Consider the following 20,651-nt stretch of genomic DNA (forward strand, 5'->3'; position numbering starts at 1 on the left):
GCTTTTCTCTTTAATCCATCGCGGCGTGATCGACCGCCACCGGCGCGCTCTTGGCCGGCGGCCGGACCAGCACCAGCAGCGGTATCACGCACAGCGTCAAAATAAACATCAGCCAGAAATCGTCCACGTAGGCGATCATCGATGCCTGGCGCGTGATTTCGTTGTTCAGCGCGGCGGCGGCTTCGGGCGTGGCCAGGTTGTCCAGCAGCGCCGGATTGGTGGTGGTGATGTGCTCCGTCAGCGAGGCGTGCACGGTCTGCGTGTTCCGCACCAGCAGGGTTTGCACCAGCGCGATGCCGATCGAGCTGCCGATATTGCGGATCAGGCTATAGATGGCCGTGCCTTCGGCGCGCATTTCCGGCGACAGCGTGGCGAAGGTGGCGGCACTCAGCGGCACAAATACCAGCCCCAGTCCCAGGCCCTGTATCACGCCTGGCCAGACGATATCGCTTTGCGACAGCACCATGGTGTACTGTGTCATCTGCCATAGCGAGAAGGCAGTAATCAGGAAGCCTATCCCCAGCAGCAGCCGCAGATCGACCTTGCCGACCAGGCGGCCGACGAACATCATCGCAATCATGGTGCCGATGCCGCTGGGCGCCGTCACCAGGCCGGCGATCTTGGCCGGATAGCCCATCAGGCCTTGCAGCATGGTTGGCGTCAGTGCGCGCGTGGCAAACAGCACCACGCCCACCACGAAGATAAACAACAGGCCGCTGACGTAGTTGGCATTGCGCAGCAGCCGGTAATCGAAAAAGGACTTGCCGGCAGGGCGGGTGGCCGTGTGCGCGACAAAATAGGCAAAGCTCAGCGCCAGGATGGTGGCTTCGACCCAGGTTTCGGTAGCGTTGAACCAGTCATTCTGTTCGCCACGGTCGAGCAGCATTTGCAGCGCGCCGATGGCCAGGCTGAGCGTGGCGAAGCCAAAGGCGTCGAACTGCATCTTGCGTGGCGCTTCGGCTTTTTTGATATAGCGCCAGATGCCGTAGAAGGCCACCGCGCCGATCGGCACGTTGATGAAGAACACCCAGCGCCAGTCGTAGCTGTCGGTCAGCCAGCCGCCCAGCGTCGGGCCGAGGATGGGGCCGATCATCACGCCCATGCCCCACACGGCCATCGCCGAGCCATGCTTTTCGCGCGGATTGATGTCCAGCAGCGTCGCCTGCGACAGCGGCACCAGCGCGGCGCCGAAGATCCCTTGCAGCAGGCGGGCGATGACGATTTCCGTCAGCGAGCCGGCCAGGCCGCACAGCACCGAGGCAATGGTGAAGCCGGCCACCGAGGTGAGGAAGATGTTTTTCTGGCCGAAGCGGTCGCACAGCCAGCCGGTCAGCGGCGTGGCGATGGCGGCGGCCACGATGAAGGAGGTCAGCACCCAGGTGATCTGGTCCTGCGAAGCCGACAAGCTGCCCTGCATATGCGGCAGCGCGACGTTGGCGATGGTGCCGTCGAGCGCTTGAATCACGGTCGCCAGCATGATCGATACGGTGATCATGCGGCGATTCAGGCCGTCGTCCGTGGCGGCGGCTGGGACGGCGGTGCTCATGGCAGCGACTCGATATGGGCCTGGATCGATTCAAGGAACACGGTCACGCTGCGCAGCGTCTCGGCATCGGCGTTGCCCAGCAGTTCGCAACGGAAAGCTTCTGCCTCCTTCCATACGGACTGGTACACCTCCTGGCCGGACGGCGTCAGGCTGAGCAGCTTGACCCGGCGGTCGGTGGAGGACGGTGTGCGCATCATGTAGCCGGCTTTGACCAGCCGGTCGACGGTGGCGACCATGGTCGGATCTTCCACGCCGGCGCGCGCCGCCAGGCGGGTTTGCGATGGCGGCTCGGCTTCCTTGGCGGTGAGGGCGATGGCCATCCAGCTGGCCTGGCTCAGCCCCAGGTGCTTGAGGCGGCGGTCGATCGCCAGCCGCCAGGCGCGGGCGGTGCCGTGCAGGGCGGCCGAGAACCGTTCTTCTATAGAAGGCATATGATTTCAGTGCTAATGGTTAGATATCGAACGATTAGTTTAGCACAAGTAATATATGTTCGTCAGCGTACAGAAATTTCGCGGAGGATTTATTATGCTAAGAGGTGAGCAGTTTCGCTCGTGTCAAGAATAGAGACTCATCATGAAAGCCACGTTACTCGCCGCCAGCCTGCTGGCCCTGTCCGCATCTGCCTTTGCGTCGTCGAATGTTTCCATCAGCGTCGGCCAGCCCGGATTTTATGGCCGCATTGACATTGGCGACTATCCGGCGCCGCAACTGGTGTATCGCCAGCCGGTGATCATTGAGCGGCCAGTACGTTATGTCGAGAGCGCGCCGATTTATTTGCGCGTTCCGCCCGGCCACGCGAAGAACTGGCGCAAGCATTGCCACGCTTACCATGCGTGCGGCCAGCGCGTGTATTTTGTGCAGGACCGCTGGTACACCAATGAATATGTGCCGCGTTACCACCAGCGTCATGGCGGGCCGCGGCATGAGCCGCATCGCCAGGAACACCGCGATCATCGCGACCACCGTGATGACCGTCGAGATCATCACGGTCCAGGGCGTGGTCACGATAACGGCCGTGGGCCTGATCGCCACGACCGCCACGACCGCCACGACCGATAACCGGCGGCTGGCGCCGCCACAGGAGAAGCGTTTTGCAAAGTAAATTTGTTATTGTTGGCGGCGGAGCGGGCGGGCTGGAACTGGCCTGCAAGCTGGGCCGCAAATTCGGCCCGGAGGCCGTGATGCTGGTGGACAGCCGCCTGTTCCACATCTGGAAACCATCGCTGCATGAAGTGGCCGCCGGCACGCTGGACGTGCACCAGGAAGGCCTGTCCTATCAGATGCTGGCGCACGATAACCGCTTCACCTTTGTCTACGGCCCGATGCTGGCGCTGGACGCCGAACAGCGCACGCTGACTGTCGGCGCTATCGTTAGCGGCGAGGAGCACAAGGAAGAAATTCTGCCCGAGCGGCAGATCCGCTTCGACCAGCTGGTGATGGCGGTCGGCAGCACCTCCAATTATTTCGGTGTGCCCGGCGCGGCCGAGTACACCATTTCGCTGAACGCTACCGAGGACGCCGAGCGTTTCCGCCTGACGCTGCTCAAGCTGCTGACGCTGGCGGAACTGAAAAAGAGTGCGCAACCGGATGCTGGCGTGGATGTGGTCATCATCGGCGGCGGCGCTACTGGCGTCGAGCTTGCGGCCGAGTTGCGCGAAGCCAGCGGCGTCTACGCCACCTACGGTTTCCGCCAGCTGCACGCCGAGCGCGATGTGAGCATCACCTTGTTGGAAGGCGCGCCGCGCATTCTGGCGCCGCTGCCGGAGAAGGTATCCAGCGCCGCGCTCGACCTGCTGCGCCAGCGCGCCGTGACCGTCGTCACCAATACCAGGGTCACCGCCATTGATGGCGCCAGCGTGACAGCCGGCGATACTGTCTATCCGGCGCAGATCGTGGTCTGGGCGGCCGGGATCAAGGCGCCGGACTTCCTCAAAACGCTGGGGCTGCCGGTGACCAGGTCGGGCCAGCTGGATGTGGATGGCACGCTGGCAGTCAAAGGCTACGATTGTATTTACGCGCTGGGCGATTGCGCCGCCTGCATCGGCCCGGACGGCAAGTTGGTGCCGCCTCGCGCGCAAGCCGCGCACCAGATGGCCGACTATCTGCTGGAGACGTTGGTGCGAAAACAGAAGGGACAGCCGCCGCAATCCAAGCCTTATGTCTACCGCGACTACGGCTCGCTGGTGTCGTTCGGCCAGACCACCTCGGTCGGCAGTCTGATGGGATCGCTGAAAGGGCTAAGCTGGTTTGTTGACGGCTTTGTCGCGCGCATGATGTACGTCAGCCTGCACCTGATGCATCACAAGGCGGTGCTGGGCACGGTGCGCACCGGCGTGCTGGCGGTGGCGCGCTTCCTGATCAAGCGCACCACGCCGCTGGTCAAGCTGCACTAGGCGCGGCCTCGGGCTGGGGCTTGGGCAGTATCATGGTCAGCGTGACGCCGCCTTCGGCGCCGGCCGCCAGTGTCAGCGTGCCGCCCAGGTAGGCGGCGCGCTCGCGCGCCATGCGCAGGCCGAATTTGCCGGCCGACTGGCCAGCCGGGACCGGGCCGCTGAGGCCGACGCCGTTGTCCTTGACCGTCAACATGACTTCATCTTCGTTGTCATCGACGATCACGTCCACCGTGCTGGCCTGGGCATGCTGGATGATGTTGCGCAGCGCTTCTTCCAGCGTGTGCAGCAGCACGATGCCGTGGCTGCGCGGGCAATCCAGTTCTTCTTCGGGCAGGCTGCAACGGGCGGTGATGCCGCGCTGTTCGCCGAATTGCGTCACCAGTTCATCCAGCGCGACGCGCGCGCCGAGGAATTCCAGCTTGTCGTTCCACAGTTTGAGCTGCATCTGGCGGTTGGTTTCAACGATCTGCCCCAGCAGTTTTTTCATGTGGCCAGCGCGGTCTTGCAGGGCAGGGTCGGGCGGCAATTTCTGCATCAGCAGGCCGAGGTGCATGGTCAGCGCCGTCAGCGACGAGCCCAGGCTGTCATGCAATTGGCGCGACAACGAGCGGCGCTCATTATCCCAGCAGGTGTGGACGTGGCCGAGCAGGTCGCTCAGGTCGGCGCTACGCAGGGCGTCCTGCTGCGGAGTGTGGTGTTCTTGCGGTGCCGGTGCGGACATAGATTTTCTCGATAAAGTCGGACGGACGACGGTCTGACCCGATCATACCCGAGCTTTGCAATCGCTGACGCACAAAAGCATGGCGTACCACAGCTGTTATTGCTTCACTGGCAGCTGCGCGCAATTGTCGATCACTTCCATCAGTTGATCGATGTCAACTGGCTTGACCAGGTGGCGGTCGAAGCCGGCTTCCATCACGCGCCGCAGGTCCTCGGCCAGGCCGTAGCCGGTGAGGGCGATCAGCTTGATCTCGCGCGTGGCGGGATCGGCGCGCAGGCGGCGCGCCACTTCATAGCCATCGATGCCGGGCAGGCCGATATCGACCAGCGCCAGGTCCGGCTGGAAGTCGAGCGCGGCGCTCAGTCCCAGCAGGCCGTCCGCGGCAGCGTTGACGTCGTAGCCGTAACCGCTCAGCATCATGGCCATCATTTCGCGGCCGTCGTCGTTGTCCTCGATCAGCAGCAGGCGCGGCTTGCCGTGCTGGCGCTGGCCGGCCGGCGCCGGCTGCGGCGCGGCCAGGTGCTCGACGCGCGGCAGGCGCAGCGTGAAGGTGCTGCCCCGATTGGGGCCGGAACTCTCCGCCTCGACGCTGCCGCCGTGCAGCTCGGCCAGGCGGCGCACCAGTGACAGGCCGATGCCGAGTCCACCCTGCGAGCGGTCCAGCGTGCTGCTGCCTTGCACGAATACGTCGAACACATGCGGCAGCAGCTCGGCCGGAATGCCGACCCCGTTATCACGCACGCTGAGTACTACGTCGTCGTTTTCGGTCCAGGTGCGCACATCGATGCGGCCGCCGGGCGGCGTGTATTTGAGCGCGTTATCCAGCAGGTTGCTAGTGATCTGTTCCAGCCGGGTGCTGTCGCCCTCGATCCAGCCGGAATCAAGGTCTTGCACCAGTTCGTAATCGGTGCTGCGGCCGGTGGCGCGGTAGGTTTCCATGGTTTGCCCGACCAGCGCCGACAAGTCCAGCGGCAGGCGGTTAAGCAGGATCTTGCCGGACATGGCGCGCGACAAATCCAGCAGGTCGTCGACGATGCGGCCCAGGTGCTGGCTCTGGCGCTGGATGATTTTCTTGGCGCGCTGCACGCCTTCCGCCGACACGCCGGGCAGGCCGATCAGCGACGCCGCGCTGCTGATGGCGCTGAGCGGATTGCGTAGCTCATGGCCGAGCATGGCGAGGAATTCATCCTTGGCGTGATTCTGCCGCTCCATCGATTTGCGTTCCTCGATTTCGCGGGTCAGGCGCTGGTTGGTGGCGGTCAGTTCGGTAGTGCGCTGGCTCAGCTGGCGCGCCTGCTTTTTCAGTTCCTCGTTCTTCATCGCCAGCGCCACGAAGACGGAAATCTTGGCGTACAGGACTTGCGGGATGACCGGCGTGAACAGGAAGTCCACCGCGCCGTGCTGGTAAGCCTTCAGCCGGTCCAGCTCGTCGGCCAGGAAGGCGGTAATGAAAATGATCGGAATATCGGCCGAACGGGCGCGGGCGTGGATGGCTTCGGCGGTTTCAAAGCCGTCCATGCCGGGCATGTTCACATCCAGCAGGATCACGGCAAAGTCGTGCATCAGCACCTGGCGCAAGGCGTCCTGCCCCGAGCGCGCCGCCAAGACCTCATAGGATTCCTGTTCCGCCCATAGCGCGAGCAAGCTGGTCAACGCGAACAGGCTGTTGGCGTCATCGTTGACGACCAGGATCTTGGGTTTGTCTAGTTTGGGCACGGGTTGTCTGCCGTAGGAGCGTCAATCGATGATAGCAAGAGGCAAAATAAATGTCAAAAAAGCATACTGAACCGGGCGCTACAGGGGGGGGCGCCGGACCTGCGTTCGCTTGCGCACAGACCGATGGCGGGGGCACTGGCACAGTGGGTGCGGACGTTCAACTGAAAGGAACTCATCATGAATATCGATACTGTTGTGGACAAGGAATATGTGGGGCACAGCTTCCGCTCGCTGGCTGATGCGCCAACCAGCGCCTTGCGCGGCCTGAGCGCCAAGGACGCCAAGGCGCTGGCCCAGGCTTTCGACGTGCACACGGTGCGCGATCTGGCCAACCTGGCCTTCGTCAAATGGGCGGTGGCGATCACCACTCTGGCTGAGCTGGAGCAGGAAACCCCTGCCGAGCAGGCCAAGGAAACGCTGCTGGACAACGCCGTGGAGATGACTTTCCCGGCCAGCGACCCGGTGTCGGTGAATGCCGGCATTACCCGCATTGAAGTACCTCCGGAAGTGGTGAGCGCGCATGACGATCATCAGCATGCCGCCAAGGTCGATGAATGCACCAAAAAAGGTTTGAAAGAAGAAGCTGCAACGCACTAAATAGTCCTGGACCGCTATCGGCACAGAAAGCGGGCTCAGGCCCGCTTTTTTTAGGCCAGCGTGGCCGACATGGTGTGCTGTTGGAGCGGCTGGTCGCGCATCGACTGCGCGGTGCAGCAGCGGTTCTTGCCGGAGCGTTTGGCTTCGTACAGGGCACCGTCGGCGGCGGCGATCAGGGCCGCCACTTCGGTGGCGTCGTCGGGGAAGATGCCGATGCCGATGCTGGTGGACAGCTTCAAGGTCAGGCCGTTGACATCATAGGCTTGCGATACCGCCTCGATCAGCTTGTTGGCGGGTTCCTGGGTATCGGCGATATTGGCGATGCTGCCCATGACAATGACAAACTCGTCGCCGCCGACGCGGGCCACGGTGTCTTCCTTGCGCGAACAGCCAACCAGGCGCTGCGCGACTTGCTTGAGAATTTCGTCGCCATAAGCATGGCCGTGGGTGTCGTTGATCGTCTTGAAGCCGTCCAGGTCGAGATACATGACGGCGGCCTTGTGCTGCTGGCGGGTGGCGTGCTGCAACACGGTGGCGATACGGTCTTCCAGCAGGCGGCGGTTCGGCAGGCCCGTCAGCGGATCGTGCAGCGCCAGCTCCTGCTGCTGGCGGCTGTATTGCGCCAGCTCGCGGTACAGCAGGCGCACTTCCAGCATATTATGGATGCGCTTGTGGACTTCCAGCAGGTCGAAGGGCTTGCTGATGAAGTCGCGCGCGCCAGCTTCCAGCGCGGCAATCTTGAAGCTGGGCTGAGCGGTCAGCGCCAGCACCGGCAGATAGCCGCCTTGCTCGATTTCCTTCAGGCCTTTCATGACCTGGAAACCGTTCAGGCCAGGCATTTGCAGATCGAGCAGGATCAGGTCATAGCTATGCTGGCGATGCAGCGGGCAAACTTGCTCCGGCAGCATGGTGGAAGAGACATCTGTATAGCCGGCCTCGCGCAAGATCTCCAACATCAGATCGACGTTGTCTGCACTGTCATCCACCACCAGAATTTTGGCGTTCAGGATATCGTCTCGGCTCGGCATGATGGTCTCAGTCTTTTTACTCTTAATAATAATTCGATAATAGCGCAAAGCACCGGTGGTGCGACGCACACAAAGGAAATAATTTCCGCATGGAAATTATTCTACGCCTTTTCCAGCAGTTTTGTAGTGTATCAAGAGTTTTTCAGATTGCTTGTAGGACATTGCCGCGTCTTAAAGTAGGAGTTGGAAAGTTGCTACATGGCAATTTAATCATGCTCATGAATATTGTGATACCGTTTTCAAGCATGCCGCTGCGAGGCGCCCATGGCGGCCACTTTGGCGATCAGTTCGTTAGGCTCGATGGGCTTGGCGATGTGCGCCAGGAAGCCGCTGGAAAGGGCCTTGATCCGGTCTTCCGAGCGGGCGAAGGCGGTCAGTGCGATAGCCGGCAGGTCGCCGCCGTGCGCCGGTCCGAGCGCGCGGATGCGGTCCAGCAAGCCGTAGCCGTCGACTTCCGGCATGCCCAGATCGCTGACCATCAGGTCGGGGCGCTCGTGTTGCAGTAAATTCAAGGCATCGGTAGCGGTTGCGGCGGTCAGCACATGGGCGTTGCAGTCGCTGAGGATGCGCTTGATCAGCTCGCGCGCGTCGTCTTCATCGTCCACCACCAGCACTTGCAAGCCGCTGAGATCATGCGCCGCAGCATGCGGGGCCGCAGCCGGCAGCGGTGCGGCCGCAGCCGGCTGCGGACTGTTCTGGCGTGGCAGGCGCAGCGTGAAGCAAGATCCCAGACCCTCGCCACCACTGTCGACGCTGATGGTGCCGCCATGCTGCTCGACCAGGTGCTTGACGATGGCCAGCCCCAGCCCCAGGCCGCCATGCTGGCGGGTGGTGGTGGCGTCGGCCTGGCGGAAACGTTCGAACACATGGCTGAGGAAATCCGGCGCGATGCCGATGCCGCTGTCGCGTACGCTGATGGCGATGTCGTCGCGGTCGCGCCGCACGCCCACTGTGACCGTGCCGCCATGCGGCGTAAATTTCAGCGCATTGCTGAGCAGGTTCCACAGGATTTGCTGCAAGCGCTGGGCGTCGCCGGCGATCATGCCGGGGGTGGCGGCGAAATCCTTGTCGATGCGGATTTGCTTGGCCTCGGCGGCTGCGCGTACCGACTCGATGGCGGCGGCGGCGATGGCGGCTGGCGCCAGCGCTTGCATGTCCAGCCGCACCCGGCCGGAGGTAATGTTGCTCATGTCCAGCAGGTCTTCAATCAGCTGCGACTGCGTGCGGGCGTTGCGTTCGATGGTTTGCAGGCCGCGGTGCAGGTCGGCCTCGCCGCGGTTGCCCCGGCGCAGCACCTGGGCCCAGCCGAGTATCGCCGTCAGCGGCGTGCGCAGTTCGTGTGACAGCGTGGACAGGAATTCGTCTTTCAGCTGGCTGGTGTGCTCGGCTTCGGCGCGCGCCTGGCGTTCCGAGTCCAGCAGCACCTTGCGTTCTTCCGCCGCCTGCTGCGACGCCTGGTATAGCCGCGCATTGTCTATCGCCACGGCGGCCTGGGCGGCGATCCCGCCGATGATGCGTTCGGTGCGCTCATCGAAGATGCCGGGTTCGGGGTGGCCGAACATCAGGCAGCCGATCACTTCGCCATTGCCCAGCGCCACCGGCACCGCCAGATAGCTGCGCACTGCGGTGTCGCCGCCCAGCTCCTGCTGCAAGTCGTCGGCGCGCTGCGGCGTGGCCGGACTGGCGCCGGTACTGAACAGGGCGCTGGCGCGCGGCCCGGCGAATTGCACAAACGCCTCGGCGGTGCCGCTCGACACCGTGTGGCGCACGCCGGCGACGCTGCTGTCATGATAGAAGAACGCACCATAGCGGGCGCCGCTGATGCTAGTGGCGGCATCACTGACTTCCTGTAGCAGCGGTCCAAGGTCGCGTTGCGAGGCCAGCATGGTGCCGGTGCGGTTGAGCAATTCGAGGACGGCGGTTTCCTCGCGCAGCGCTTCTTGCACGCGCTTGACCTGGTCAACATCGGTACTGGTGCCGAACCAGCGCACCACGTTGCCGTAGGTGTCGCGTACCGGGTTGGCGCGCATCAGGAACCAGCGGAATTCGCCGCTGGCGCTGCGGATGGGTACTTCGAGTTCAAAAGGGGTACCGCCGGCGCGCGATTGGGTCCAATGGGTGAGCAGCGCATCCACGCATTCCGGCGCATAGGCCTGGCGCCAGCCGTCGCCGGCCATTTGTTCGGGCGTAGTGCCGGTGTAATCGTACCAGCGCTCGTTATACCAGGTCATCGTGCCGTCCTGCTCGGCGATCCAGGCAAGTTGCGGCATGGAGTTGGCGAGCGCACGCAATTCCAGCTGGCTTTGACGCAAGGCCTCTCGGGCGCGCAGCAACTCGTCGTGCGCATCCGGCGCGCGCGGCGCGGTGGCGAGAGGATCGTTAGGAGCTATCATGAGGCGATTTTAGCGCCAACCCCAGCCCCGGCTCCGCACGTTTGGCCGCCGATTTTCGCCCAGTGTTAGCTGCCTCGCACTTGCGCTGCTATTTGTTCCAGCATGGCTTGGAGCTGCTCGATATCGTAGGGTTTTTGCAACGATTGCGAGGGGAATTCCAGATGCCGGGTTAGCTCGTCGCCATAGCCGGAGGCAAACAGCAGCGCCAGCTGCGGCGCCTGCTTGCGTGCATGCCGCGCCAGATCGACCCCGGACATGCCGGGCAGGCTGACGTCGGTGAACAGCACTTCAAACGCGTGCTGCGCCAGCAGTGGCAGCGCTTCTTCGCCGCTGGCGACCGATTCGACCTCATGGCCCAGCGCGCGCAGCGTTTCGCAGACCAGGTAGCGGGCGTCGGCGTTATCTTCTACCACCAGCATGCGCAGCGGGGTGTCGCTGTCGGGCAGGGCGGCGGGGCGCGCCATCGCCAGCGTGCACAGGATGCCGGCCACGCTAGCGCCGCCCGCGTCCGGTATTGGGGTGTAATACAGGTCCAGCCGCTGCTGTTCGATGCTGCCGTCGCGCCACAGTGGCAGGCTGACGCCGCGATAGCTGACGCTGCGGCCCTCGCGTGCTGGCGCCAGGGCGGCGCTGTTCCAGCTCCAGGCCGCCGGCTGCATCGACGGCACTTTGCCGCCAGGTGCGCGCAGGCTGGGCAGGCCGGCCAGTGCGGCGTAGGCTTCGTTATAGACCATGATTTGCTCAGGCCCCCACATCAGCAGCATGGCTTGCGGGGAATTGAGCAGGATGTCGACGGTCAGGCGCAGACTGGCGGGCCAACTGGCGGAGTCGCCCAGCGCGGTAGTGGACCAATCGGGAATAGACGGTATGACGGCGGCAGGGGAATTCATTCGTGGCGCGTGATCTCTATGTTATCTGTCTTATGAAAAGGCAAAGCTGAGTGCATCGTACACGGTAAAAAAAAAGCCCGCTACAAGAGAGCGGGCTAAATCTATTTCCTTGGAGGAGAATAGAGGAGACAACTGCATAATGCTGCAATGCGCAAATGAATGCAAATTTAGATTGGTAATGTGCGTAATAACTAGCATGAATAAAGGAGGTAATATGGTCAATACGATCAGGCACCGCCGGGTGAACATCGTCGTGCTGGAGCGGGACGAACAGATTGCCGCGCACTGCGGCGAAGGCGATATCGCCATACTGTCGAATGACGAAGGCTGGTGGATCAAGTTTGTCGGCGCCGCCGGCCATATCGATTGCTACGGTGAACCGTATCCTTCCTATAATGAAGCGTTGTGGTCGGCCAAGGCGGCGGCCGAGTTTGGCACCTGATGTTTGGCGTCTGATAACAGAGTGCTGGACAAGCAAAGGGAGTGTCCCTATAATGCTGCTTCTTTCGAGCGGCATGCTGTTTGAAAGGCTTGCAGTAAAGCAGTTTGCAAAGTGATTGATTCGGTATTTCGTGTGCTGAGCCAATTTAAAGATAGAAAATGTCACACTTTGCAAAACGAAATTAATGCTTTATAATGCGAGCACGTTGCGGCTGTAGCTCAGCTGGATAGAGTACTTGGCTACGAACCAAGGGGTCGTGGGTTCGATTCCTGCCAGCCGCACCAGAATTATTGTGCTAGCACCGGAAGGTGCTGGTGCTAAAAAGTAACTGATGTTATGATGTTGTTTTTGCGGCTGTAGCTCAGCTGGATAGAGTACTTGGCTACGAACCAAGGGGTCGTGGGTTCGATTCCTGCCAGCCGCACCAGAATGATCGCATCAGCACCGGGAGGTGCTGGCGCAAAAGGTAGTAAAGTTTAGGTAGTAAAGTTTAGTTGTATCAGCGTTTTACGCGGCTGTAGCTCAGCTGGATAGAGTACTTGGCTACGAACCAAGGGGTCGTGGGTTCGATTCCTGCCAGCCGCACCATATTGTTAGTAGAAGGGCCTGAAAAGAAATTTTCAGGCCCTTTTGCTATCTGCTTTCGCTATGTGTTTTTTACGCGCACATTAAAGCTGGTTCCACGAGCAGCATCACCTGCGCGTGGATGAGGTGAATATCGTGTAAGCTGCGGGCTCTCCAACACGAAGGAACCCTATGAAACACCTGCTTTCCTCTTGCGCAATCGGACTGGCTGTTGCGGTGACCCTGGCTGGCTGCGACCGCGCCAAGGCGCCCGAAACGGCCGCCGCCCCGGCCGCCAGCGCTGATGCCGCCGCTCCAGTCGTCGCCGTGCAGCTGCAAAAAATCGACGCTGTGGCTGGCACCGGCAAGGAAGCCACGGCTGGCGTCACCGCTGTGGTCAATTACACCGGCTGGCTGTATGAGCCGAATGCGCCACAGCAGCATGGTCCGCAGTTCGACTCCTCGGTGGGCCGCGAGCCATTCAGTTTCCGCCTCGGCGCCGGCCAGGTCATTCCAGGCTGGGACGAGGGCGTGCAGGGCATGAAGGTTGGCGGCAAGCGCACGCTGATCGTGCCTGCCAATATGGGCTATGGCGAGCGTGGCGCAGGCCCGATTCCGCCTAACGCCACGCTGATCTTCGACGTCGAACTGCTGGACGTGAAGTAATCAGGCAACCACGTTGCGTGGCGCGCCCGCCGCCCACGCCTCGATGTTGTCGATCAGCTGATCCACCAGCGTCTGCATCGCTTGCGTGCTGGCCCATGCCGAGTGCGGGGTCAGGATGAAGTTGGGCAGACGCAGCTTGAGCAGCACATTGTCCGCCGGCGGCGGCTCCGTCACCAGCACATCAAAACCGGCACCGGCGATCAGGCCGCTGTTCAAGGCGTCCGCCAGCGCCACTTCATCGACCAGGCCGCCGCGCGCGGTGTTGATCAGCAGCGCGCTGCGCTTCATGCGTATCAATTCCTTGGCGCTGATCATATTCCGCGTTTGCTCGGTCAGCGGCAGGTGCAGGCTGATCACGTCCGAGGTCTCCAGCACTTCATCGAAATCCGCTACGCGCACGCCATCGGCCGCCGCATCCGGCAGTGGCGAGCGGTTGTGCACGATCACTTCCATGCCGAAGGCGCGCGCGATCTGTGCGGTGGCCTTGCCCAGCGCCCCGTAGCCGAACAAGCCTAGCCTGCTGCCCGCCAGGTCCGATACCGGATGGCCGAACAGGCAGAAACGCTCGGACTGCTCCCACAGCCCGGCCTCGATATCGGCGCGATACGCAACCAGCTGGCGGCGCAAGGCCAGGATCAGTGCGAAAGTGTGTTCCGGCAGCGTGTGCACCGCGTAGTTGCGGATATTGGTGACCACGATGCCGCGTTGCTGTGCCGCAGCGAGGTCGATGATGTTGGTGCCGGTGGCGGCCACCGCGATCAGTTTCAGGTCCGGCAACTGTGCCAGATCGTCGGCCGACAGCGGCACTTTGTTGGTGATGGCAATGGTCGCGCGCGCGTCGCGCAGGCGCTGCACGGCTTCGCCCGCGCGGGTGGCGTCGTACTCGGTCCACTCGTGGCCGAACGAGGGCTTGCGCACATTGGCGATCACGCTGTCGCGGTCGAGAAAGACGATGCGATGGATTTCAGTCATAAGGCAACCTCAAAAGATGGGGCACGCGGCGGCGCTTTCGGCAGGCGCATGCCAGGGTGGTTGGAAAACAGTTCGGCGACCCATTCGACAAACACGCGCACCTTGGCCGACAGGTGGCGGTTTTGCGGGTAGACCACGTGCACCGGCAGCGGATCGGTGATCCAGCCGTCGAGTATCAATTCGAAGCGGCCGTCCTTGATCATCGGCTCCATCATGAAGTTCGCCATCTGCACGATGCCCAGCCCGGCCAGTCCGGCCGCCGTATAAGCGTTGCTGTCGTTGAGCGCGATCGAGCCGGGCAGGGCGACCTGGACCCGTTCGCCGTCGCGGGTAAAGTCCCAGTCGAAGATTTTACCGGTGCGCGCGGAAAAATAATTCACGCAACGATGACGCAGCAGGTCGTTGGGATGCGCCGGCCGGCCGTAGCGCTCCAGGTAGGCCGGCGAGGCACAGGTGACAAAGTGCAGAATCCCGACCCGGCGCGCGATCAGGCTGGAGTCGCCCAGCGCGCCGCCGCGGATCGCGCAGTCCACGCCTTCCTCGACCAAATCGACCGGGCGGTCGCTGCAGCCCAGTTCCAGCTGGATGTCCGGATAGCGCTGGAAGAAATCCGGCAGCGCCGGCACGATCACGTCGCTGGCCAGCCCGGTGGGCGCATCCACCCGCAAACGCCCGGAGGGACTGAGGCGGGTGCGCGACAGCGATTCCTCGGCTTCGCGCACGTCCGACAGGATGCGCAGGCAGCGCTCATAATACGCCGCGCCGTCGGCGGTGACGCTGACATGGCGCGTGGTCCGGTGCAGCAGCTTGACTGCCAGCGAGGTTTCCAGCGACTGGATCAGCGTCGATACGGTGGCTTTAGGCAGTTTCATGTTTTCAGCCGCACGGGTGAAGCCGCCGGCGTCCACCACCTGTACAAACACTTCCATCGCTTGAAGTTTATTCATCTTTGGTCCTATTGTTCAAAATCCTGAACAATCAATTCGACTTTGCCTTATTTATCAGATTGTAGATCAAGTTTAAGATTGCTGTACTGCACAAAGCAAAAGAGGAAGAAAGGAGGACTTATCATGAAATATCGGGATGCAATTTTCGCAACGATAGCACTGGCGCTGACGTCGGTTGCACTGGCAGGCGTGGTCTATACCGACGCCTATTCTCACGCCGCGAAGGCGGAAGTCAGCGGAGTACGCGCACTGACGCTGGTTGCTAGCGGCGATCCTGCCTGCGATCCTGCTAACATGTGGTCCTCCAACGAATCGGGAACGGTGCAGCAATGAACAATCCAGTAGAGGCCCTGCCAGTTTTATCGGACCAGCTCAAAATCCGCAGCCTGGAAGTCAAGGGCGCGGAAGGTCCACTGGCGGCCCGCCTCTATACCAGCGGCGATGCCGGCGCCAAGCGCGACATGCTGCTGGTCTTCTTCCACGCTGGCGGTTTTGTCGGCGGTGACCTGGAAGATGCGGATATGTTCTTGCGTCACCTGGCCGACGATAGCCAGCACGTCGCGGTACTCGCCTCGGCGTACACGCTGGCCACCGAAAAGCCATTCCCGGCGGCGGTGGAAGATGCACACGCGGTACTGGTCTGGGCCAAGAAGAATAAGGCCAAGCTGGGCTGGAGCGGCAAGCAGCTGCTGGTGGCAGGCATTGAGGCAGGCGCCAACCTGGCGGCCGTTTGCGCACTGATGTCGCGCGATCGCGGCGGTCCGGCACTGGCCGGCCAGGTACTGGTGATGCCGATGCTGGACCCAGGCCTGACGACCTGCTCGATGCGCGAAATGCAATGCGCCGAGCTGCTGGAAGTCGCCGATAAATGCGCCCAGGCGTATCGCGGCTACCTGCCTAACGCTGCCGACCGTACCCACCCGTATGCATCGCCGTTGCAATCGAGCCGTTTGAAAAACCTGCCGCCAGCGCTGATCCTGTCGACCGAAGATGATCCGTTGCGCGACGAGGCGGAACAATACGGCGCCAAGCTGATTTCCTGCGGCGTCAAGACCACTGTCCGGCGTATGCAGCCGGCGCCTCTGCAAGATGAGGGGGCACGCAACGAATGCGCTTGCCGATGTCAAGCGCTGGGAGAAATTGCCAGCTTCATCGCTGGACTGGAACGGTCCGAGACACCGCCAGCCGCATAGGATTCCCCTATCCCTAAGTAGTACCTGAGTTACGTCCCCACTGGCTTGCCGGCGGGGCGCTAGTACCGTGTTTTCTCGATTTTCGTTGAGACCGCCCGGTGCCGCCTTTTCCATTAATTATTTTCATACAAAAAGGAATTAAGATGAAAACCATTAAATCAATGACTGCTGTAGCCCGGCCGCTGGCCGCCGCTATGGCACTGGCGGGCCTGGCCGCATTCACCCTTTCCGGTTGTGGCGAAGCGAATAGCAAAGCCGCTGAAGCACCGGCTGCGGGCGGTCCACCGGTATCGGCAGCTGCCGTGGTCGAGAAAACCATCACCGAGACGCAGGAGTTTTCGGGCCGCCTGGAAGCGATTGACCAGGTGCAGATCCGTCCACGTGTCAGCGGTTTCATCACCGCCATCAACTTCAAGCCTGGTTCGCAGGTGAAGAAGGGCGACGTGCTGTTCGTGATCGACCAGCGTCCATTCCAGGCTGAAGCCAGCCGCGCCGAAGCCGCCGCCCACTCGGCACGCGCCAAGGCTGACCTGGCCAAAGTCGAACTGACCCGCGCTGAAAAACTGCTGGCCGACAAAGCCATCGCCCAGCGCGAATACGACGCTTCTGCATCGGGCTACAAGCAGCTGGACGCCGACGCCCGCGCCGCGCAAGCACAGTATGAAACCGCGAAGCTGAACCTGAGCTACACCCAGGTGACCTCGCCAATCAACGGCCGCGTGTCGAAAGCGGAAATCACCCTGGGCAACCTGGTTGACCAGACCGCAGTGCTGACTTCGGTGGTGTCGCTGGACCAGATCTACGCCTCGTTCGACGGTGACGAAGACACCTATCTGCGTGTTGGCGCCGCCGCCCACCAGGGCAAGCCGGCCGTGGTGAAAATCGGCCTGGCCAATGAAACCGGCTTCCCGCACGAAGGCAAGCTGGAGTTCGTCGATAACCAGCTCGATCCACGCAGCGGTTCGGTGCGCATGCGCGCCATCCTGACCAATTCGGACGGCCTGCTGGTGCCAGGCCTGTTCGCCCGCGTTCAACTGGCTGGCAGCACCGGCGCCAAGTCGACGCTGCTGATCAACGAGCGTGCTGTCAATACTGACCAGAACCGCAAGTTCGTGTTCGTGGTCGGCAAGGACAACAAGGCCGAGTACCGTCCGGTCACGCTGGGCCAGCAGGTCGACGGCCTGCGCATCGTGCGTGATGGCCTGAAACCAGGCGAAAAAATCGTCGTCAACGGTCTGCAGCGCGTGAAACCGGGCGCACCGATCACGCCGAACATCGTGCCGATGGACGCCGATCCGCTGGCCGCTGAAATGAACGCCAAAAAAGACCAGAAAGTAGCCGCTGCCGATGGCAAAAAAACGGGCACTACCAAGGAATAATTAAAAATGAATATCTCTCGATTTTTTGTCGACAAGCCGATTTTTGCGGCGGTACTGTCGATTATCATCTTCGTTGCCGGCTTGATATCGATCTTCAAGCTGCCGATCTCGGAGTACCCGGACGTGGTGCCGCCATCGATTGTGGTGCGCGCGCAATATCCGGGCGCGAATCCGAAGATCATCGCCGAAACCGTGGCCGCGCCGCTTGAGGAACAGATCAACGGCGTCGAGAACATGCTGTATATGTCCTCGCAAAACACCTCGGACGGCGCGATGGCGCTGACCGTGACCTTCAAGATCGGCACCAACGTCGAGCAAGCAGAAACCCAGGTGCAGAACCGCGTACAACGCGCGCTGCCACGCCTGCCGGAAGAAGTGCGCCAGATCGGTGTGACGACCGTGAAGTCGTCGCCCAATCTGACCATGGTGGTCCACCTGAATTCGCCGAACGGCCGTTACGACGACCTGTATCTGCGTAACTACGCGGTGCTGAACGTCAAGGACCAGCTGGCGCGCCTGCCTGGTATGGGCGAGGTGCAGCTGTTTGGTTCCGGCGACTACGCCATGCGCGTCTGGCTCGATCCACAGAAAGTAGCGCAGCGCGGCCTGACCGCCGGCGACGTGGTGGACGCGGTCCGCGAGCAAAACGTGCAGGTTGCTGCCGGTGTGATCGGCCAGGGTCCAGCCGAAGGCGCGGACTTCCAGCTGACCGTGAATACCCAGGGCCGTCTGCAAACGCCTGAGGAATTCGGCAACATCATCCTGAAGACCAACGCCGATGGCGCGGTCACGCTGCTGAAGGATGTGGCGCGTCTGGAAATGGGCGGCAACTCGTATGCCCTGCGTTCGCTGCTGAATAATAAATCCGCAGTGGCTATCCCGATTTTTGAAGCGCCGAACGCCAATGCGCTGCAACTGTCGGCTGACGTGCGCGCCACCATGGCCCGCCTGTCGAAAGATTTCCCGGAAGGCGTCGAATACAGTGTTGTATACGACCCGACCCAATTCGTGCGCGAGTCGATCGACGCCGTGATCCACACCCTGGTCGAAGCGATCATTCTGGTGGCACTGGTGGTGATCATCTTCCTGCAAACCTGGCGTGCATCGCTGATTCCGCTGCTGGCCGTGCCAGTCTCGGTGGTGGGTACGTTTGCCGTGATGCTGGGCTTCGGCTTCTCGATCAACACCTTGTCGCTGTTTGGCCTGGTGCTGGCGATCGGTATCGTGGTCGATGATGCGATCGTGGTGGTGGAGAACGTTGAACGGAATATCGAAAACGGATTGTCGCCGCATGATGCGACCATCCAGGCGATGAAAGAGGTGAGTGGTCCGATTATCGCGATTGCACTGGTGCTGTGCGCGGTGTTCGTACCGATCGCTTTCGTCTCCGGTCTGTCCGGCCAGTTCTACAAACAGTTCGCCCTGACCATCGCGATTTCGACCGTGATCTCGGCATTCAGCTCGCTGACGCTGGCGCCTGCGCTGTCGGCCGTGCTGCTGAAACCACACGACGCCCCGAAAGATGCGCTGACCCGTGGCATGGACAAAGTGTTTGGCGGCTTCTTCCGCTGGTTCAACCGCTTCTTCAACCGTGCTTCGCATGGCTACGAAGGCGGCGTGAGAGGCGCGCTGAAACGCAAGGGCGGCTCGCTGATCGTCTACGCGCTGCTGGCTGCCGCTGCAGGCTTTATGTTCAAGGTCGTGCCGCCAGGCTTTGTGCCGCCGCAGGACAAGGGCTACCTGATCGGTTTCGCCCAGTTGCCTGATGCTGCATCGCTGGACCGTACCGATGCGGTGATCCGCAAGATGTCGGAGATCGCCACCGACATTCCAGGCGTCGCTAACTCGATCTCCTTCCCTGGCCTGTCGATCAACGGCTTCACCAATGCGCCTAACGCCGGTATCGTGTTCCTCGGCCTGAAACCATTCGATGAACGTAAATCGGGTGAGACGGCGGAAGCGATTGCTGCTGAGATGAACAAGCGCATGGGAGCAATCGAAGGCGCCTTCGTGCTGGTGCTGTCGCCACCTCCGGTGAGCGGCCTGGGTACGACCGGCGGCTTCAAGCTGATGATCGAAGACCGTGACAACCTTGGTTACGACGAGTTGTACAAAGCCGTGCAAGCGGTGCAGATGAAAGCCTGGCAGAATCCGAAGCTGGCTGGCGTGTTCTCCAGCTACCAGATCAATGTGCCGCAACTGTTTGCCGACATCGACCGCCAGAAAGCCAAGCAATTGGGCGTGCCGCTGAATACGATCTACCAGACCTTGCAGATCAATCTGGGCTCGCTGTATGTGAACGACTTCAACCAGTTCGGCCGTACCTATCAGGTGCGTGTCCAGGCTGACAAGCAGTTCCGTTCGCACGCTGAAGATATCGCCCAGCTGAAGGTCCGCAACAACAAGGGCGAGATGATTCCGCTGTCGTCGCTGATGCGCGTCAAGGATAGCTATGGCCCGGATCGCGTACAGCGCTACAACGCTTACGTGGCAGCCGAGATCAACGGCGGCGCCGCACCTGGCGTTTCGACCGGTGAGGCACAGGCTGAAATGACCAAGATCGTCAATGAAGTGCTGCCGAAAGGTATAGGCTACGAATGGACCGAACTGGTTTACCAGGACATCCTGTCGGGTAACACCATGATTTATGTGTTCCCGCTGTGCGTACTGCTGGTATTCCTGGTTCTGGCGGCGCAATACGAAAGCTGGACCCTGCCGCTGGCGGTGATCCTGATCGTGCCGATGTCGATCTTCTGCGCACTGGTGGGTGTGAAACTGACCCATGGCGATAACAACGTCTTCACCCAGATTGCACTGTTCGTGCTGGTGGGCCTGGCGTCGAAGAATGCGATTCTGATCGTGGAGTTTGCACGGGAGCTGGAGCACCATGGCCGCTCGATCGTCGAGGCCGCGCTGGAAGCTTGCCGTCTGCGTTTGCGTCCGATTCTGATGACCTCGATCGCATTCATCATGGGCGTGCTGCCGCTGGTGTTCTCGCATGGCGCTGGTTCGGAAATGCGTCATGCCATGGGTGTGGCGGTGTTTGCCGGCATGCTGGGCGTGACCTTCTTCGGCCTGTTCCTGACGCCGGTGTTCTACGTCCTGCTGCGTACCCTGGCGGTCAAGCTGGAGAAGAAAAAACCTGCCGCGGACGGCAATGCCGCCCCGGTAAAACTGGAAGGGACTCATTAATATGGCTACCTC

Annotated in this window: 18 protein-coding genes and 3 tRNA genes; 12 read left to right on the forward strand and 9 right to left on the reverse strand. The window is 61.6% G+C overall.

Features of this window, described 5'->3' with window-relative positions; translation table 11 throughout:
* Window positions 1-10: 10 nt before the first annotated feature.
* Both KW842_RS00340 and KW842_RS00345 read right to left on the reverse strand, forming a co-directional pair.
* The gene (locus tag KW842_RS00340; RefSeq protein WP_229223412.1) at window positions 11-1,546 is read right to left on the reverse strand and encodes an MDR family MFS transporter; all 1,536 of its coding nucleotides are present in this window, start codon (window positions 1,544-1,546) and stop codon (window positions 11-13) included.
* Entirely contained in the window at window positions 1,543-1,977 is a 435-nt protein-coding gene (locus KW842_RS00345; protein WP_218302108.1) for a MarR family winged helix-turn-helix transcriptional regulator, read from the reverse strand. The genes KW842_RS00340 and KW842_RS00345 overlap by 4 nt, the downstream gene beginning before the upstream one ends.
* Before the next feature lie 142 nt (window positions 1,978-2,119).
* Between KW842_RS00345 and KW842_RS00350 the strand changes: the two genes are divergently transcribed.
* Window positions 2,120-2,605: a hypothetical protein gene (locus KW842_RS00350; protein WP_218302109.1), complete on the forward strand. Its 486-nt coding sequence runs from the start codon at window positions 2,120-2,122 to the stop codon at window positions 2,603-2,605.
* A 32-nt stretch (window positions 2,606-2,637) separates the two neighbouring features.
* Window positions 2,638-3,939, forward strand: a complete 1,302-nt coding sequence (locus KW842_RS00355; RefSeq protein ID WP_218302110.1) for an NAD(P)/FAD-dependent oxidoreductase — start codon at window positions 2,638-2,640, stop codon at window positions 3,937-3,939.
* Here the strand turns inward: KW842_RS00355 and KW842_RS00360 are convergent.
* Together KW842_RS00360 and KW842_RS00365 are read right to left on the reverse strand one after the other, a co-directional pair.
* The gene (locus KW842_RS00360; protein ID WP_218302111.1) at window positions 3,926-4,660 is read right to left on the reverse strand and encodes a sensor histidine kinase; all 735 of its coding nucleotides are present in this window, start codon (window positions 4,658-4,660) and stop codon (window positions 3,926-3,928) included. The two genes, KW842_RS00355 and KW842_RS00360, sit on opposite strands and share 14 nt — an antisense overlap.
* A 96-nt stretch (window positions 4,661-4,756) precedes the next feature.
* A complete protein-coding gene (locus KW842_RS00365) occupies window positions 4,757-6,376 on the reverse strand; it encodes a response regulator (protein ID WP_218302112.1) in 1,620 nt (539 codons plus the stop codon).
* A gap of 177 nt (window positions 6,377-6,553) precedes the next feature.
* On the opposite strand from KW842_RS00365, the gene KW842_RS00370 reads away from it, so the two are divergent.
* On the forward strand, window positions 6,554-6,973 hold the full coding sequence (locus KW842_RS00370; RefSeq protein ID WP_218302113.1) for a hypothetical protein: 420 nt from the start codon (window positions 6,554-6,556) through the stop codon (window positions 6,971-6,973).
* 50 nt (window positions 6,974-7,023) lie between these two features.
* Here the strand turns inward: KW842_RS00370 and KW842_RS00375 are convergent, their stop codons facing one another.
* The 3 genes from KW842_RS00375 to KW842_RS00385 all read right to left on the reverse strand — a co-directional run bounded on the left by KW842_RS00375 (window position 7,024) and on the right by KW842_RS00385 (window position 11,284).
* Window positions 7,024-8,001: a diguanylate cyclase domain-containing protein gene (locus KW842_RS00375; RefSeq protein ID WP_218302114.1), complete on the reverse strand. Its 978-nt coding sequence runs from the start codon at window positions 7,999-8,001 to the stop codon at window positions 7,024-7,026.
* Window positions 8,002-8,240: 239 nt separating this feature from the next.
* On the reverse strand, window positions 8,241-10,394 hold the full coding sequence (locus KW842_RS00380) for an ATP-binding protein (protein ID WP_218302115.1): 2,154 nt from the start codon (window positions 10,392-10,394) through the stop codon (window positions 8,241-8,243).
* Window positions 10,395-10,459: 65 nt separating this feature from the next.
* Entirely contained in the window at window positions 10,460-11,284 is an 825-nt protein-coding gene (locus KW842_RS00385; protein WP_218302116.1) for a response regulator, read from the reverse strand.
* 214 nt (window positions 11,285-11,498) lie between these two features.
* Here KW842_RS00385 and KW842_RS00390 point away from each other — a divergent pair, with 214 nt between their 5' ends.
* From KW842_RS00390 to KW842_RS00410, 5 genes are all read left to right on the forward strand, one after another.
* The gene (locus KW842_RS00390; protein ID WP_218302117.1) at window positions 11,499-11,726 is read left to right on the forward strand and encodes a hypothetical protein; all 228 of its coding nucleotides are present in this window, start codon (window positions 11,499-11,501) and stop codon (window positions 11,724-11,726) included.
* A 207-nt stretch (window positions 11,727-11,933) separates the two neighbouring features.
* A tRNA-Arg gene (locus KW842_RS00395) sits at window positions 11,934-12,010 on the forward strand.
* A 66-nt stretch (window positions 12,011-12,076) separates the two neighbouring features.
* A tRNA-Arg gene (locus tag KW842_RS00400) sits at window positions 12,077-12,153 on the forward strand.
* 84 nt (window positions 12,154-12,237) lie between these two features.
* A tRNA-Arg gene (locus tag KW842_RS00405) sits at window positions 12,238-12,314 on the forward strand.
* 168 nt (window positions 12,315-12,482) lie between these two features.
* On the forward strand, window positions 12,483-12,956 hold the full coding sequence (locus KW842_RS00410; protein WP_218302118.1) for an FKBP-type peptidyl-prolyl cis-trans isomerase: 474 nt from the start codon (window positions 12,483-12,485) through the stop codon (window positions 12,954-12,956).
* Here KW842_RS00410 and KW842_RS00415 read toward each other — a convergent pair whose 3' ends face one another.
* The gene (locus KW842_RS00415; protein WP_218302119.1) at window positions 12,957-13,928 is read right to left on the reverse strand and encodes a D-2-hydroxyacid dehydrogenase; all 972 of its coding nucleotides are present in this window, start codon (window positions 13,926-13,928) and stop codon (window positions 12,957-12,959) included.
* Complete coding sequence (locus KW842_RS00420; protein WP_218302120.1) at window positions 13,925-14,875, reverse strand: LysR family transcriptional regulator; 951 nt, start codon at window positions 14,873-14,875, stop codon at window positions 13,925-13,927. The genes KW842_RS00415 and KW842_RS00420 overlap by 4 nt, the downstream gene beginning before the upstream one ends.
* 123 nt (window positions 14,876-14,998) lie before the next feature.
* Between KW842_RS00420 and KW842_RS00425 the strand changes: the two genes are divergently transcribed.
* From KW842_RS00425 to KW842_RS00440, 4 genes are all read left to right on the forward strand, one after another.
* Complete coding sequence (locus tag KW842_RS00425; RefSeq protein WP_218302121.1) at window positions 14,999-15,208, forward strand: hypothetical protein; 210 nt, start codon at window positions 14,999-15,001, stop codon at window positions 15,206-15,208.
* Complete coding sequence (locus tag KW842_RS00430; protein ID WP_218302122.1) at window positions 15,205-16,068, forward strand: alpha/beta hydrolase; 864 nt, start codon at window positions 15,205-15,207, stop codon at window positions 16,066-16,068. The genes KW842_RS00425 and KW842_RS00430 overlap by 4 nt, the downstream gene beginning before the upstream one ends.
* A gap of 143 nt (window positions 16,069-16,211) precedes the next feature.
* The gene (locus KW842_RS00435) at window positions 16,212-17,447 is read left to right on the forward strand and encodes an efflux RND transporter periplasmic adaptor subunit (protein WP_218302123.1); all 1,236 of its coding nucleotides are present in this window, start codon (window positions 16,212-16,214) and stop codon (window positions 17,445-17,447) included.
* A 6-nt stretch (window positions 17,448-17,453) separates the two neighbouring features.
* A complete protein-coding gene (locus KW842_RS00440; protein WP_218302124.1) occupies window positions 17,454-20,639 on the forward strand; it encodes an efflux RND transporter permease subunit in 3,186 nt (1,061 codons plus the stop codon).
* The last annotated feature ends 12 nt before the right edge of the window (window positions 20,640-20,651 follow it).

This window comes from Duganella sp. sic0402 (assembly GCF_019219065.1).
Lineage (GTDB): Bacteria > Pseudomonadota > Gammaproteobacteria > Burkholderiales > Burkholderiaceae_D > Rugamonas.

Bases quoted from the DNA above. Each gene is read 5' to 3' on its own strand.
- KW842_RS00390 (WP_218302117.1), top strand. From the start codon at position 11,499: ATGGTCAATACGATCAGGCACCGCCGGGTGAACATCGTCGTGCTGGAG.
- KW842_RS00345 (WP_218302108.1), bottom strand. From the start codon at position 1,977: ATGCCTTCTATAGAAGAACGGTTCTCGGCCGCCCTGCACGGCACCGCC.
- KW842_RS00410 (WP_218302118.1), top strand. From the start codon at position 12,483: ATGAAACACCTGCTTTCCTCTTGCGCAATCGGACTGGCTGTTGCGGTG.
- KW842_RS00425 (WP_218302121.1), top strand. From the start codon at position 14,999: ATGAAATATCGGGATGCAATTTTCGCAACGATAGCACTGGCGCTGACG.
- KW842_RS00430 (WP_218302122.1), top strand. From the start codon at position 15,205: ATGAACAATCCAGTAGAGGCCCTGCCAGTTTTATCGGACCAGCTCAAA.
- KW842_RS00360 (WP_218302111.1), bottom strand. From the start codon at position 4,660: ATGTCCGCACCGGCACCGCAAGAACACCACACTCCGCAGCAGGACGCC.
- KW842_RS00380 (WP_218302115.1), bottom strand. From the start codon at position 10,394: ATGATAGCTCCTAACGATCCTCTCGCCACCGCGCCGCGCGCGCCGGAT.
- KW842_RS00350 (WP_218302109.1), top strand. From the start codon at position 2,120: ATGAAAGCCACGTTACTCGCCGCCAGCCTGCTGGCCCTGTCCGCATCT.
- KW842_RS00415 (WP_218302119.1), bottom strand. From the start codon at position 13,928: ATGACTGAAATCCATCGCATCGTCTTTCTCGACCGCGACAGCGTGATC.
- KW842_RS00385 (WP_218302116.1), bottom strand. From the start codon at position 11,284: ATGAATTCCCCTGCCGCCGTCATACCGTCTATTCCCGATTGGTCCACT.
- KW842_RS00435 (WP_218302123.1), top strand. From the start codon at position 16,212: ATGAAAACCATTAAATCAATGACTGCTGTAGCCCGGCCGCTGGCCGCC.
- KW842_RS00340 (WP_229223412.1), bottom strand. From the start codon at position 1,546: ATGAGCACCGCCGTCCCAGCCGCCGCCACGGACGACGGCCTGAATCGC.
- KW842_RS00420 (WP_218302120.1), bottom strand. From the start codon at position 14,875: ATGAATAAACTTCAAGCGATGGAAGTGTTTGTACAGGTGGTGGACGCC.
- KW842_RS00370 (WP_218302113.1), top strand. From the start codon at position 6,554: ATGAATATCGATACTGTTGTGGACAAGGAATATGTGGGGCACAGCTTC.
- KW842_RS00440 (WP_218302124.1), top strand. From the start codon at position 17,454: ATGAATATCTCTCGATTTTTTGTCGACAAGCCGATTTTTGCGGCGGTA.
- KW842_RS00375 (WP_218302114.1), bottom strand. From the start codon at position 8,001: ATGCCGAGCCGAGACGATATCCTGAACGCCAAAATTCTGGTGGTGGAT.